We start from the raw sequence: 14,357 nt of genomic DNA on the forward strand, positions 1-14,357 counted from the left end.
CCACTATGTCCCCGTGGCCGGCGCGAAAAAGCCCTCCGGCCGGGCACCGGAGGGCTTGGCACCTGCGTTCGGGAGCGGGCGAAGCAGGCGCGGCTAGGCGGGAGGGAGGCGCCTAGATGTATAGGCTTTCGCAATTGATGCCGGGGGCTTCGTCAAGGCCGAGAAGATCGGCCGCAAGCCAGTTTTCCGCACGCTGCCGCCCCCTGTCCCGCATGTCGGTCAGCTCGCCCCAATCGATCCAGGGCCTCAAGAAGAGCGCCGCGCCGGTTCGGTGCTGACTGTCGAAGATTGTGTGGACCGGAGTGCACTTGATCGCGCAACGATCGCCGGTGTCATTGCGATTTGGACACGGCGCCGTGAACGGCGACGGCTTGCCTGCGACAACCAGCCGACGTCGAGTTTCGACTGACTCGGCAGCCGGCAATTCCGCAATATCGCCGTCGCCCCAATAGAGATCGCCGTCGATCTCGACGGGCGGGAAGAGGAACGGGACAGTGGCCGCCGCCACAATCGCGTCGATCGACAATTCTTTGCCGGAGAAGGTGGTCAAGGCGTCCGTGCAGGCATTGGTTGCCACGACGCCAAGCTTCATCGGGCAGCCTTCGCTGCGGATCTGCTCGATATTTATGGACTGATCCAGTATCGATCGAAGCAGACTGCCTCTGTCGGTATTCGACATCGAGGCGTGGCTGACGCGTCGCCAGAAGTTTGTGAGCGCTACCCGCGCGCCGCGCCGGTCACCCAGGGCCAGTCCATAGGCAAGGACCGCTGACTCCACCGCTCCGAAACCGGACGCCGTGATGGCGTTCAAGATGAAGCTCGGCTCCTCCAGCAGGCGGTCGAGCACGCCCCAGACGAAGGCGCCGTGCGCGTCGCTTGCGATGACAATGTCAACGGGGCAGCGGCCTTCCGCTCGAGAATTGGCCTCGGCGAAGATGGCCTGTTGAGTTCGTGTTCCGGACTGGACGTGCATCTCCTGGTCTCCATCCCCAAAATCGCCGGCAGGGCGACTGGTGGAGAGACTGCCGCAGCTTTTTCTTCCGGCGAAATGCCAAGGTGGCATGAAGTTCATAGGCAGATTGCATTGGCTGTCCTCCCCCGTGCGTCACATGTTTGCCCCGTCGTACCAATGCGGTACTGGTGGGCCCACGACGGCGGCTTGGAACCAGGAGCGAGAGAGGAGTGTGCCATGGGAACGAAAATCGGGTGCCTGGCTGCTGCCGCCATCGGCCTTCTTGCGCAACAGGCGTCAGCTGATCCCTTCAGCGATCTGGCGGCATTGCCAACATTCTATACGGACGCTGCGATGAAGACGATGAAGCCGATGGCGGAATTCAGGAAGGCCTGGTTCGCCATGCCCAAGCGCGATCGGACCAAGATGACCAAGACTTGCAACGATCCCGCAATGAGCAAGCCGCACGCCGAATTCTGTGCCAACCTTCAGGCGCTTGGCGGCGCCAACTGAGCGGCCGGCAACAGCCACACCGACATGATGGCGGGCCAATAGCCCGCCATCTGTCATTACGAAACGCTATCGACTTTATAGCCCCCCTGCATTGGCGTGATGGAACGCTTTGCGGCACGGTTCGAGCCTAGATGTGCATCTCTGCAGCTGAGGACGACCCGCATGGACATTCATCACATCCGCTATTTCCTGGCCGTCTGCGAGACCCGCAATTTCACGCGCGCCGGCGAAAATTGCAACGTCACTCAGCCGGCTCTGTCGCGCGCGATCCAGCAGCTGGAGGACGAGGTCGGCGGCCTGCTGTTTCGCCGCGAGCGGAACCTGACCCACCTCACGGATCTTGGTGTATTGCTGCGCCCGCGCTTTCAGCAGATCCTCGATGAGGTGACCGGCGTTCGACAGGAGGCGTCGAGATTCCTTTGCCTGGAAAACGCCAACCTCAAGGTCGGCGTCATGTGCACCATTGGCCCGCGCCGGTTCACCGGCCTGCTGACGGATTTCAACAGGCGCCAGCAGGGCATCCAGTTGCAGCTGGTGGAAGGCGTGCCGGCTTCTCTTTCGCAACTGCTGGAAGCAGGTGAAATCGACGTTGCCATCATGGCGTCCAGCAACAGCTTCCCCGAGCGCTTCGATGTCACGCCGCTCTATCGTGAGCGCTTCGTCCTCGCATTCCCGAATGGCCATCGGCTGGCCCGCAACGACAATGTTGCCATCTCCGAACTCGACGGCGAGAATTATCTCAGGCGGCTGAATTGCGAGTATCGCGATCACCTTGCCGGCCTTTGCACCGATCGTGGCGTGAAGCTCAGGATCTCCTATGCCAGCGAGCGCGAGGACTGGATTCAGAACATGGTTTCCGGCGGACTGGGGATATGTTTCATCCCGGAATTCAGTGCCGTTATCCCTGGCTTGCAAATCAGGCCCGTCGTCGACCCTGAAGTTTGGCGGGAGGTCTCGCTGGTCGTCGTGGCGGGCCGCCGGTTCTCACCAGCGACGTCGACATTCGTGAACAGCGTCAAGGCACACAGCTGGCCGGAAAGCGGCATCGAGCTGTCGGCCAGGAAAACAGCCGCGTAGCAAATCGAAGTGAAAGCCTACGCCGCGATACATATCGCGGCACGGATGCTCACGCTCGTTTAATGATCCATGATAGTTTTCAGGTATCGATTCAAGAGCCAGTCAGCATTTCTCTTTCTTCGAGGCTCCAGCCACTCTCTTTTTCATGCCCCGCCTCTCGCGATTGGGCACCGACAAAGGAGAAATAGGACATGGCTTCCCAGGCAATTGCATCGCGCGCACCGCTCAACATGGCGCTTGCGTTCGGACTTCTCGCCGCGACCGCGGCACTTTCAGTTGCACCCACTTTCGCCGCCGACTGCCCGGCCGGTCAGGCCGCCACAACCGACATCCAGGAGCACCCCAGCAAGCCGGTCGGAGTGACCGATACCGTGCTTTCGGCGATCGATCTCACCCCGAAGGGCGAAGCCTGGAAAGGCAACATGCTGCGCCTGCGCAAGCTCGTCGTTCAGCCGGGCGGCGTGGTGCCGTGGCACGAGCACACGGTTCGTCCCGCCAACATCATCGTCGTCGAAGGCTCGATCACAGAATACGCCAGCACCTGCAAGGTCGGCATCGAGCATGCGGCCGGCGATGTGACGGCCGAGTTCGGCCAGCTCGCCCATTGGTGGAAGAACAACGGCAAGGTACCGGCCGTGCTTTATTCCGCCGACATCCTGCCGCCTGCGATGCATGACGATCACATGATGTGATCCCGGCCTCGAGCGAACTCCTCCCGACTGCAATCGAACGCGCGTCCTCGGGCGATCGCCTGGGGACGTCCCGCGACGGAGCCTTGCCATGACGACAAGCGAACATATCGAACCGACAAGGCTGCGCATGGCAGCCGCAGACGGCTGGCGCTTCGGCATCATTGCCGTGATCGCATTCCTAACGCTTGTCGACCTCTTCGCCACCCAGGCCATTCTGCCTTCGCTGGTGATCAGGTTCGGCGTCAGTCGCGCCACCATGGGATTTGCCGTCAACGCCAGCACGTTCGGCATGGCGCTGGCCGGCGTGGCTGTAGCGCTTTTCGGGCAAGGGATTGATCGCCGCAACGGCATCTGGATGAGCCTCGTGGCGCTGGCCGTCCCGACGACGCTGCTGTCGCAGACGGACAGCATCGTCGTCTTCGCCCTGCTGCGCGTGGCTCAAGGCCTGTGCATGTCTACGGCCTTCACGCTGACGATGGCCTATCTCGCCGAGCATTTCTCGTCGCGGCAGGCAACCGGCGCGCTCGCCGCCTATGTGACCGGCAATGTCGCGAGCAACTTCTTCGGGCGGCTTATGTCGGCCGCCGTCGCCGACACGTTCGGCATCTCCACGAATTTCCTCACATTCGCTGCCCTCAACCTGATCGGCGCGGCGCTTGTCTGGGCGACGCTGCAAAAGACTTCCGGAATGATGCGCGCGAGCGCCGACGGCGGCCATCCACGCAGCGCATGGAAAGGCCCTTTGGCAAACGCCGAGCTGCGCGCCTGCTTCGGCATCGGCTTCCTCATCCTGTTCGTCTTCATCGGCACCTTCACCTATGTGAACTTCCAGCTCGTTGCGGCGCCACTGTCGCTGACGCCGATGGCACTGGGCGCGGTCTATTTCGTCTTCCTGCCATCGATGCTGACGACCCCGCTTGCCGGCCGTGTCGCGTCGGCTATCGGCCCGCGCGCCGGAGTCGGCGCGACGCTCGGGCTGGCGATCGTCGGTCTGCTGCTGCTGCTCGCGCCAAGCCTTCCCGTCGTCCTTGCCGGAATGTCGCTGGTCGCCATCGGCACCTTCCTGGCGCAGGCGATAGCCACCGGACATGTCAGCCGGACGGCATCGCGCGACCGCGCCGCAGCAAGCGGGATCTACCTCGCGTCCTACTATGCGGGCGGGCTCGCCGGCAGCTTGGTCATCGGACAGATCTACGATCGGATCGGATGGACGGCATGCGTAGCCGCGCTCGCCGTAGTCCTCGTCGCAGCGATCGTAGCGGCGCGGGCGCTGAAGGCACCAACGACATGACGATCGGGAAGCCATCGACCGGGAGGCACTCCGCCTCACCCATATCGCGCAGAAAATTCAACGCACTAGCCAAACCCAGCAATCCACGGAGACTGAGATGACTATCTACCTGAAAACGCTGATTACCGGTGCCGCCATGCTGATGACGGTCATCCTCCCCGCTGCCGCCTCGGACGGCGTCGTCACGGTGAAGAGCGATTATTCCGTCGCCGAGACCGTCGCCCGTATCAAGAAGGACGTGCTGAAGAAGGGCATCAAGTTCTTCGGCGTCATCGACCAGGCACAGCTTGGCAAGAATGCAGGCAACGACGTCAGGCCTTCCCGACTGGTGATGTTCGGCAATCCGGCGCTCGGCACGACGTTCATCACCTCGAATCCCGAGGCCGGCCTGGACTGGCCGGTGCGCGTGCTGGTCTACCAGACTGGAGACGGCGCGGTTTATGCCGCCTACACCGACTTCGACTGGATCGCGAAACGGCACGGCATCACCGACCGCGAAGCGCAGTTCAAGATGGCGACACAGGTCATCCAGTCCGTCACCTCATCGATCAGGAAAAACTGATCAGCGGGATGTGTCGGAAGTCCTTGGATCTGCACGCCTGTATCACTCGGCGGCGGACAATGCCTTTGCCCGCTCGCCGAACCATTTCTTCTGCGTGGCTTCGCGGACCAGCGCGCCGACCGCCGGCGAATGCCTGCGGCCGCGGACGGTGACGAGATTGACGTCACGCCAGAATTCCGGCTCGGTGATCGGCAAGGCGGCAACGCCCGGATGCTTGGCGGTGTGCTCCGGCATGAATCCGAAACCGAGCCCGGCGGCGATCATGGCGAGCGTCCAGTCGTCGCGGTCGCTCCAGTAGACCGGGCTGACGGTGACGCCCTGCTGGGCAAGGATGGCATCCGCGTAGCCGGCAAATTCGCAATTGTTGCGGTGAATGTAGCTTTCGTTGCTCATGTCCTTCACCCGCACGACCCGCTGATTTGCGAGACGATGAGCCACGTGAACCGCCATCACCATCTGCTCGCGAAACAGCGGCAGGGAGTGCACTTCCTCGTCGGCCACGTCCGAAGGCAATGCGTAAATGGCGGCCTCGAGGTCGCCTTCGAGCAGCCTGCGCCGAAGGCTGACGGCGTCTGAATCGCAAAGGTGAAGTTCCACGCCGGGGTGATGCGCTCGCACAGCCGCGATCAGCTCGATGATTTCGTCCGGAGCGATCGTGCTCATGATGCCAAGTCTGAGCGGCATCCTTTTCAAGTTCGCATATTGCTCGGCAATCTGCTTCGCCTGGCGGGAGTTCTCGAACACGCCCTCGAGATACGTCTCCACCATGCGGCCGAGCTCGGTGAGATGGGTGAAGCGGCGCTCACGGTGGAAAAGCGCGCCACCGAATTCATCCTCGAGCAGCTTGATAGCGCGCGAGAGCGCCGGCTGCGTGACGTTGCACTGCTCGGCCGCCCTGGTGAAATTCAGCTCCTTGGCAACGGCCAAGAAATATCGGACCTGGCTGATCTCCACTGCACGCTTCCCCAGGGTCCGTGCATGCCGCACGACCCGCGTTGCCGGGCGATCTTACTAGCTGCCCCAATGTCAAACAACCCGGCGGGCAGACTACATCGTGGCCGCACCGGTCAGACCGCCAGCTATCGAATCCATGTCTCAACGGCATTTCCGCCGCTTAGGCACGCTCGCCATACTGGTCGCGAGAACTACGAACGATGGCTTGCTGTCCGTCGTTCGCAACCGGTCCGGTCATTTTGGCCACAGCTTCGACAGAAGGAAACGATGATGCTTACAGGAAAGACAGCTCTCGTCACGGGCTCGACCAGCGGCATCGGGCAAGGCATCGCGGAAGCTTTCGCCGCCAAGGGCTGCAATGTCGTTCTGAACGGCTTTGGCGATGCTGCCGAGATCGAAGTGCTCCGGTCGAGGCTCGCCGCCGACCACGGGGTGAGTGTCCGCTACGACAACGCGGACATGAGCAAGGGCGAAGCGATTACAGCAATGATGGACAAAGCCATCGCCGAATTCGGGGCAGTCGACATCCTGGTCAACAACGCCGGCATCCAGCACGTGGCGCCGATCGACGATTTCCCGATCGAGAAATGGGAAGCGGTCGTGGCGATCGATCTCATCTCGTCCTTCTACACGATCCGGCGTGCCTTGCTGCCGATGAAGGCGCGCAAATGGGGCCGCATCATCAATGTCGCGTCCGCCCACGCCCTCGTCGCCTCGCCATACAAGTCCGCCTATGTCGCCGCCAAGCACGGCATGGCCGGTCTGACCAAGACTGTCGCGCTCGAAGTCGCCGAACAGGGCATAACGGTCAATGCCGTTTGTCCCGGCTACGTGCTCACGCCGCTGGTCGAAAAGCAGATACCGGACACAGCCAGGTCCCGCGGGATCAGCGAAGAGCAGGTGATCAAGGATGTGCTGCTGGCCGCCCAGCCGACCAAGCAGTTCGTGACAGTGGAGCAGGTTGCAGCGCTCTGCCTGTTCCTGGCGTCGGACGACGCAGCCTCGATCACCGGCGCCATCATGCCGATCGAGGGCGGCTGGACCGCTCATTGAAGCCGGCAAGGAGGAGCGAAGGCAATGAACAAGATCAGCCGAAATCCCTCGCTGTCGGAACCCGTGCCGGGAGCTGGCCCTGTGGCCGATGGTTCGATCAAGCCTCAGACCGTGTTGGTGCTGCAGGGAGGCGGTGCCCTCGGAGCCTATCAGGCCGGTGTCTACCAGGCGCTCTCCGAAGGCGGGATCGAACCGGATTGGGTTATCGGCACTTCGATCGGGGCCATTAACGCCGCGTTGATCGCGGGAAACGAGCCGGGCAATCGGCTGCCCAGACTCCACGAATTCTGGGATGGCGTCAGTCGAAGCAGCCCGCTCGACGAGTTTTTCCGGATGATGGTTCCGAGCAACATCTTCGCCAATATGGGCACGGTGATGCGGGGAATACCCGGCTTCTTTGAACCGAACCCGAGCGCCATTTTCGGCTTGAATCGCGAAGTTGGTGTGGAGAATGCCTCCTACTACACCACCGACCCGCTCAAGAGGACGTTGAACGACCTTATCGACTTCGACTGTCTCAACCGACGCCATACGCGATTGACGGTCGGCGCGGTCAACGTCAACACCAGCGAACTCAAATACTTTGACAGCAGTCAGATGCCGCTGTCGGCGGCGCACATCATGGCATCGGGCGCCCTGCCGCCGGCCTTTCCGGCGGTCTGCATCGACGGCGAGCCCTACTGGGACGGCGGTATCTATTCCAACACACCGATCGAGGTGGTGCTCGACGCGCGGCCGCGGCGCGATGCGCTGATCTTCGCGGTCAATATGTGGCAGCCCCGGGGTTCCGAGCCGAAATCGATCTGGCAGGTCATGGGGCGGCAGAAGGATCTTCAATATGCCAGCCGCGGCAGGAGCCACGTTGCCCGCCAGGAGCAACTGCATCGGCTTCGCCATGTCGTGCGCGAAATGGGAAAGCTGGTCCCGGAGGAGCGGCGCGACGATCCGATGTTCAAGGAACTCGCGTCCTATGGCTGCCCTTCGGTCATGCACCTGGTTCGGCTGCTTTCGCCGCGCCTAGACGGCGAGGATCACACCAAGGACATCGACTTCACGCGCGCCGGCATCCGCTCGCGCTGGCAGGCGGGTTACGAGCATGGGCAACGCGTGCTCACGGAAGAGCCGTGGGAGTGCGAAGTCGACATGCTGCAAGGCATCGTCATCCACGAATCCCAAGAGTGAATGCCGCCCGGGAAGGAACGGAGAATTCCGATGCAGAACATAACTCCGGGCATGCGGCTCATTCCGGAAGCGGTGCTCGCCAACAACGCAGCGCTTTTCCGCACGATCCCCGAGACACCTTCGCACCGCGACGGATCGCTGCACCGCGTTGTCATCGTCGGCGGCGGCGCGGGAGGGTTGGAGCTGGCGACCCGGCTTAGCCGCAAGTTCGGCAAAGGTCGGCTTTCCGTCACGCTGGTCGACCGCAGCCGCACGCATGTCTGGAAGCCGCTGCTGCATGAGGTGGCATCCGGCGCGCTGAGCGCGTCTCGTGACGCCGTCGAATACATCGCGCATGCCAGCCGACATGGCTATCGGTACCGCATCGGCGAGGTCGTCGGCATCGACCGTGCAAAGCGCCAGATCTTCGTCGCGCCCAGCTTCGACGATGACGGCAGGCAGATCATACCGCCACGGGTGCTGGGCTACGACACGCTGGTCATGGCCGTCGGCAGCGTCAGCAACGATTTCGGCACGCCAGGTGCGGCTCGCCACGCCATCTCGCTCGATACGGCCGAGCAGGCCGCCCGTTTCAACAAGCGCATGATCGACGCGTGCCTGCGCGCCAACGCGCAGTATGAGCAGCTTTCACCTGGCCAACTCCATTGCGTCATTGTCGGCGCCGGAGCAACCGGCGTCGAGCTGGCCGCGGAACTGCACAAATCGATGCGGGAAATTGCCTCGCACAATCTCGACAACATCGATTTCGAAAGGCTGATCCGTATCACCATTGTCGAGGCCGGACCGCGCATCCTGCCTGCCCTTCCGGAGCACATGGCTCGCGCTTCGGCGCGACTGCTCATCAAGCTGGGCGTGCAGATTCGATGTGGCATCAAGGTCACCGAAGTGACGGAGGACGGCATCCGGCTCGGCGAGAAGCTGTTCGTGCCGGCCGAACTCGTGGTCTGGGCAGCCGGGATCAAGGCGCCGGATTTCCTGAAAAGTCTCGATGGTCTCGAGACAGACCGCATCAACCGTTTGATCGTAGACGAGACCTTGCGCGCCGTCGGAGACGAGAATGTGTTCGCGATTGGCGACTGCGCGAACTGCGTCTTGCCAGGCGAAGACAATGCCTTGCCGCCGCGAGCCCAGACGGCTCATCAACAGGCCGACCATCTGGTGAAAGTGGTCGCAGCGCGTCTCGCCGGACGGGCCGCGCCGGCATTCCGCTACCGCGATTACGGCTCCCTGGTCTCGCTCGCCGATTACGGCTCCTTCGGCAGCCTGATCGGAGGACTGAAGATCGAAGGTCTCGTTGCGAGGCTGGTCTATCGCTCGCTCCACAAGATGCATCTGAAGGCAGTGCATGGCCTCGCGCGGACGGCGTTGGCTTCGATCGGCGAGATGATCGTCAGGCGCGCCAGACCCCGGATCAAGCTTCACTAGCAGGCTGGAGGCGGCGCGATGGAAAAGTATGATGTTGTCATCCTCGGCGGCGGCAATGCCGGAATGGGGGTCACGGTCGCCACGCGCGCCGCCGGTCTTTCCGTCGCCCTGGTCGAGGCGCGCGATCTCGGCGGCACCTGTCCCAATCGCGGCTGCACGCCGAAGAAGGTGCTGGTCGCGGCGGCTCATGCGCTCCATGAGCTCGAAAGAGCGGACAGGCATGCGATCAAGGTCGGCACGCCAAGGCTCGATTGGCGAGCTCTGATAGAGCGGGAGAAGGAGATCATCAGAGATATTCCCTCCCGCCTGTCCGGGTTGATGGCCAAGCGTGGGGTCGATGTCATTCACGGTGAGGCCGCACTCATCGGCAGCAACGCGATCCGCGTCGATGGCCGTGAGCTCGAGGCCAGGAACATTGTCATCGCCACCGGCTCTAAGCCGCGTTCGCTGCCGATCCCGGGCGCCGAGTATCTCACGACATCAGACGGTGTTCTGAGCGATCCCGAGCTGCCTCGCGCCGTGGTCTTCATCGGCGGCGGCGTCATCGCCTTCGAGCTGGGGCACGTCTATGCGCGTGCCGGCGTCGACGTCACGATCCTCGAGGCACTGCCGCAACTGCTCGCAGGCTTTGACGAGGACGCCGTCGCTCAGCTCCGCGGCGAGAGCGAACGGCTGGGAATCGGCATCCATACCAAGGCGTGGGTCAAGAGGATCGACGAGGCCGACGGACGACTGCGGGTGAGTTTTGCGAAGGACGGCGTCGAATCCGTGGTTGACGCGGATCGGGTCGTCAACTGCGCCGGGCGCGTGGCCAATGTCGAGGGTCTCGATCTGGGCGCCGGTGTCGTCGTGCATCGCGAAGGCCGCATCGAAATCGACGATCACCTGCGCTCGCGCTCCAACCCCGATGTCTATGTCTGCGGCGACGCGGTGTGGAACTCGCCGCAGCTTTCGCCGATTGCGACATATGAGGGCGAGATCGTCGGCCGCAACATCGTCGACGGACCGAAACATCGGCCCGACTACAGTCATATCCCGGCCTCGCTCTACAGCATTCCGGCCATGGCAAGCGTCGGCCTGACCGAAGCCAAGGCGAGAGAGCGGGACCTTCACGTCAAGGTCCATGTGAACGACATGCAAGGCTGGCTCTCCGCCAGGACCTATGCGGAGGCGGTCGCATGGTCGAAGGTGATCGTCGAGGAGCCGACCGATCGGATCCTCGGAGCGCATCTGGTTGGCCATGCCGGCGAGGAGCTGATCCATATATTCGCGCTGGCCATGAAGCACGGCATCCCGGCGCGAGGGCTGTCCGAAATGGTCTATGCCTTCCCGACTTTTTCGGCCGACATCAGGAACATGATGTAACGCGTGGACCTGAGGCCGCGAATAGAACATGAATCTGGCATGCCTTGATGCACGTGGGGCATCGAAATCATGCAGGAAAAGCATGGTAATTGCCGAGGGGCTTCGGTGGTAGGCTGCGGCAGACATGTGAAAGTGCAGAAATGGCCGCCGACGACCAGGCAATGACATTCGAGCAATCCGTCCAGGCCGCCATCGAACTTGATGCGCCTCTCAACGAACGGCTGGCAGTGATCGCCGGCGCAGTCCGACGTATGAATTCCGAATTCGCGGACGCGGTAGATCGGCTGGTGGATCGCCTGGAGAAACAGGGAGCCGGGGCCATGGCGCCGGCTGCGGGCGAGGCCATGCCGGGTTTCCTGCTGCCCGATGACGAGGGGAAGCTGGTCAGCCTGGCCGAGATCCTTGCAAAGGGGCCAGCCGTCATCACCTTCCAGCGCGGGCATTGGTGTCCCTATTGCCGCTTGAACGCGATCGGGATTGTCGAGGCGCAGCGCCAGATTGCCGAACTTGGCGGACAGGTCGTCGTGATCATGCCGGAGCGGCGCAAATTCGCGCAAGCCATGAAGGCCGCTGTCGGCGCGCAGTTTCCGTTCCTGATCGACATGGATAACGGCTATGCCCTGTCCCTCAACCTTGCCATCTGGGTGGGCGCCGAGATGGAGCGGCTGATGGGGCTTGGCTTTGATCTGCCGAGCTATCAGGGCAACAGCAGCTGGTTCCTGCCGATACCAGCAACCTTCATCGTCGGAACCGACGGGATCATCACGGATCGCTTCGTCGATCCGGACTACCGCCGGCGGATGGACATTGACGACCTGATCTCCGCCCTCAGGCGGGCTCGCTGACGCCGAACGGCGACCAGTCGGTGGACCTCAACAGGTTGAGTAACGTCGTCGCCACAGGCGAGCGCTGCCTGCCGGCAACCGCGTAGACGGAGACGGTCCGCGAAACGTCGAGATCGCGAAGCTTGAGCCGGCGGGTGTTCGGGGATCGCGGTGCCGTAAGCGAGACGAAGCCGACCCCGGCATTTGCCTCCAGTAGAGCGAGCAGATCCTGGTCGGTCTCGACTTCATGCGCGGTCCGAGGCGAATAGCCTTTTGAGGAAAGGCAGCGCGACAATTCCTCGCTCGTCTCCCAGTCTATCCGGCTAAGCACAGGCTCCGCGGCAAGCTGGGCCAACGCAACATCGGCCTCGTTGCGGCGGGCCAGCGGATGGTCGGAGTTTACGGCGAGCTCGATCCCTTCCTGGAAGAGCGGCCACATATCGAGGCGATCCCAAGCCTGTCCCAGCGGGCCGGCAACGGCCAGTTCGACATTACCATTCTTGAGTGCATCCACGACGTCAGCCGGCGAGCCACGGTTGATCTTGAGATGGACGCCGGGATAGGCCCGGAAAAGCTCCGTAAACGGCGAAACCAGCAGCGCAATGTTGATGCTGTTGGAAATGATGACGTTGAGCGGCGCGACGTCGCTGCTTTGCACCGCCTTGGCGAGCGATTTGGCGGAAGTGGCCGCATCATAGCACTGTTGCAGCAGAGGCAGCATGCGCCGCCCAAGCTCGGTCAAGTGCGAGTGCTGGCGTTCGCGCCGAAGGAGTTCTCCGCCCAGTTCCTCCTCGAGCGTCTTGATGGCCCGGGTAAGCGCGGGCTGAGTGACGTTGCATTCCTCAGCCGCTCTGGTGAAGTTCAACGTGCTGGACAGGGCCAGAAAATATCGGACCTGCTGCATCTCCATGAAACTTCGCCCCCTCAGCGAAATGGTCGATCAGCGACGACGCATATTCCTAGGCTAGCGCAATGGAACGGTTTCGGCAAAGCACGGCCAATTTGAATGTCCGTTTTTGCCATACCGGTGCCAAAAGTCGACAGTCCGCCCACGGCCCCGTCTCGACCCGGCAAAACACGTTGGGAGTATCCGCAATGGGTGGAGAGCGGACTGTCAGCTTGCGGACGTGACAAGAGAAAAGTCGCCGGAGATAACTCAAGGGTTAAGCTGACTTCGGCCATGTTGCCTCACTTTGCTCGAAGCCACGCGGCGACCATTTCGATCTCGTTGGTAAGCATGCCGCCGCTGTAGTGTTTTGGCAGGCGGGATAGTTCTTCAACACTGTCCATCCCGGTTGAAAAGTCCCCACCATTATAGGGGCCGATAACGAAAGCGGTGCTTCCAGCTGAATCCATTCGATTCAGAAAACGATTAGGCCAGCCCCAAAGCCAGGGAGCTACATTAATGGGGACAAACACCAGTGTTGAATGGCATTCGCCTGGAATCGCACCCGTCCATCCATAAGCGATGTAGCCGAGCAGGCACCTCTTCAAAGAGGCGCGCGACATCGTTTTCATAGCGGGAACGGCGGCACGCAAGATAGCTATTGGCCGGTCCCCACCATAAGCCATAATGGTCGATCGCCGCTCGGGAGGGAGGGCATTCAGAAACGCTGCCAGCTTCGATCCTTCGTCAGGATCATTGCTTTTTATGTTGATAAGGAATGGCAGGTCGGGAAACGTCTCGAGCACCTCGGCAAAAGTAGGCATCAACCCGACGCCACGACCTCGGAGGGGATATGTTTTTCCGCCATCAGCGGTGTAGCCATAGCCTATGTCGAGTTTCTTGAGATCGGCCATAGAGTGCTCGCGGGTGACCCCGTGGCCGTCAGTGCGGCAATCCAGCGTCCAGTCATGAAAGACCGCAAACTGCCCATCCGTTGTCGGATGGATGTCCAGTTCGACGATATCAGCGCCGGCCTTGAAGCTCGCCTGCATGGAAGCAATCGTATTTTCCAAATAGTCATGCTTCGGCGGCAGGATGCGGGAAGCTGTGCAGGTGTCGTTGGTGACGCCGGCCAGATCGTAGCGCTGGGCGATTCCACGATGCGCAAGGACAATGGGCTCGCGGTCAGGGCGACTGACGAATAAATCCGTATTGTTCAAAAAGACGAACACGGCGAGCGTGACAATTGCAAAAAAAGCGTATCGTAGAAATCGTCTCATAAATGGTCTCTATATTTCATCGCTTTGCAAACTCCGTCCATTCCTAGCGACGCACATGGCGCTTCCGAGGCAGTCTCGATCGCTTGCGGAAAACCCCGATAAAAATACGCAGCCGCTTTTGGTACTACCGCTTCCCGCTCCAAACGGCCGCTATAAGGTCGGAATCGGTCACTCGCCAAAATGCTGAACGAATGGCTGGAATGGTGCTGCAGCTGTGAACCGGTCCATCCGCTATCGTGAAGAGTTTCGGGCGCCGGCAGGCGTACGAAAGTCCCCGAGGAAGGAACCCGCGGGCCACAGG

General features: G+C 61.8%; 14 protein-coding genes. 10 read left to right on the top strand and 4 right to left on the bottom strand.

Annotated elements, in window-relative coordinates:
• Positions 1-112 precede the first annotated feature (112 nt).
• Positions 113-973, bottom strand: coding sequence for a patatin-like phospholipase family protein (locus RFM40_RS30960; protein WP_320225131.1), 861 nt, complete (start codon positions 971-973; stop codon positions 113-115).
• A 216-nt stretch (positions 974-1,189) separates the two neighbouring features.
• Between RFM40_RS30960 and RFM40_RS30965 the strand changes: the two genes are divergently transcribed.
• The 5 genes from RFM40_RS30965 to RFM40_RS30985 all read left to right on the top strand — a co-directional run bounded on the left by RFM40_RS30965 (position 1,190) and on the right by RFM40_RS30985 (position 5,087).
• On the top strand, positions 1,190-1,465 hold the full coding sequence (locus RFM40_RS30965) for a hypothetical protein (protein ID WP_320225130.1): 276 nt from the start codon (positions 1,190-1,192) through the stop codon (positions 1,463-1,465).
• Between the two features lie 162 nt (positions 1,466-1,627).
• The gene (locus RFM40_RS30970; protein WP_320278859.1) at positions 1,628-2,542 is read left to right on the top strand and encodes a LysR family transcriptional regulator; all 915 of its coding nucleotides are present in this window, start codon (positions 1,628-1,630) and stop codon (positions 2,540-2,542) included.
• A gap of 191 nt (positions 2,543-2,733) precedes the next feature.
• On the top strand, positions 2,734-3,234 hold the full coding sequence (locus tag RFM40_RS30975; protein ID WP_320225129.1) for a cupin domain-containing protein: 501 nt from the start codon (positions 2,734-2,736) through the stop codon (positions 3,232-3,234).
• Positions 3,235-3,322: 88 nt separating this feature from the next.
• Positions 3,323-4,525, top strand: a complete 1,203-nt coding sequence (locus RFM40_RS30980) for an MFS transporter (RefSeq protein WP_320278854.1) — start codon at positions 3,323-3,325, stop codon at positions 4,523-4,525.
• Positions 4,526-4,622: 97 nt separating this feature from the next.
• Positions 4,623-5,087 (top strand): DUF302 domain-containing protein, encoded by a 465-nt coding sequence (locus tag RFM40_RS30985; RefSeq protein ID WP_430691753.1) that lies wholly within the window; start codon positions 4,623-4,625, stop codon positions 5,085-5,087.
• A 42-nt stretch (positions 5,088-5,129) separates the two neighbouring features.
• On the opposite strand, the gene RFM40_RS30990 is transcribed toward RFM40_RS30985, so the two are convergent.
• On the bottom strand, positions 5,130-6,041 hold the full coding sequence (locus tag RFM40_RS30990) for a LysR family transcriptional regulator (RefSeq protein WP_320225127.1): 912 nt from the start codon (positions 6,039-6,041) through the stop codon (positions 5,130-5,132).
• Between the two features lie 270 nt (positions 6,042-6,311).
• Between RFM40_RS30990 and RFM40_RS30995 the strand changes: the two genes are divergently transcribed.
• From RFM40_RS30995 to RFM40_RS31015, 5 genes are all read left to right on the top strand, one after another.
• Positions 6,312-7,094 (top strand): 3-hydroxybutyrate dehydrogenase, encoded by a 783-nt coding sequence (locus tag RFM40_RS30995; RefSeq protein WP_320278860.1) that lies wholly within the window; start codon positions 6,312-6,314, stop codon positions 7,092-7,094.
• A gap of 24 nt (positions 7,095-7,118) precedes the next feature.
• The gene (locus RFM40_RS31000) at positions 7,119-8,276 is read left to right on the top strand and encodes a patatin-like phospholipase family protein (RefSeq protein WP_320225126.1); all 1,158 of its coding nucleotides are present in this window, start codon (positions 7,119-7,121) and stop codon (positions 8,274-8,276) included.
• A gap of 30 nt (positions 8,277-8,306) precedes the next feature.
• The gene (locus RFM40_RS31005) at positions 8,307-9,701 is read left to right on the top strand and encodes an NAD(P)/FAD-dependent oxidoreductase (protein WP_320278855.1); all 1,395 of its coding nucleotides are present in this window, start codon (positions 8,307-8,309) and stop codon (positions 9,699-9,701) included.
• Between the two features lie 18 nt (positions 9,702-9,719).
• Positions 9,720-11,066, top strand: coding sequence for a dihydrolipoyl dehydrogenase family protein (locus RFM40_RS31010; RefSeq protein ID WP_320278856.1), 1,347 nt, complete (start codon positions 9,720-9,722; stop codon positions 11,064-11,066).
• Between the two features lie 140 nt (positions 11,067-11,206).
• Positions 11,207-11,911 carry a peroxiredoxin-like family protein gene (locus tag RFM40_RS31015; RefSeq protein ID WP_320225123.1) on the top strand — a complete coding sequence of 235 codons (705 nt, stop codon included), beginning with the start codon at positions 11,207-11,209 and terminating at the stop codon, positions 11,909-11,911.
• Here the strand turns inward: RFM40_RS31015 and RFM40_RS31020 are convergent.
• Both RFM40_RS31020 and RFM40_RS31025 read right to left on the bottom strand, forming a co-directional pair.
• Positions 11,895-12,794, bottom strand: a complete 900-nt coding sequence (locus RFM40_RS31020) for a LysR family transcriptional regulator (protein WP_320278857.1) — start codon at positions 12,792-12,794, stop codon at positions 11,895-11,897. The two genes, RFM40_RS31015 and RFM40_RS31020, sit on opposite strands and share 17 nt — an antisense overlap.
• Positions 12,795-13,078: 284 nt before the next feature.
• Positions 13,079-14,056, bottom strand: coding sequence for a glycerophosphodiester phosphodiesterase family protein (locus tag RFM40_RS31025; protein WP_320278858.1), 978 nt, complete (start codon positions 14,054-14,056; stop codon positions 13,079-13,081).
• Positions 14,057-14,357 lie beyond the last annotated feature (301 nt).

This window comes from Mesorhizobium captivum, assembly GCF_033977165.1.
Lineage (GTDB): Bacteria > Pseudomonadota > Alphaproteobacteria > Rhizobiales > Rhizobiaceae > Mesorhizobium > Mesorhizobium captivum.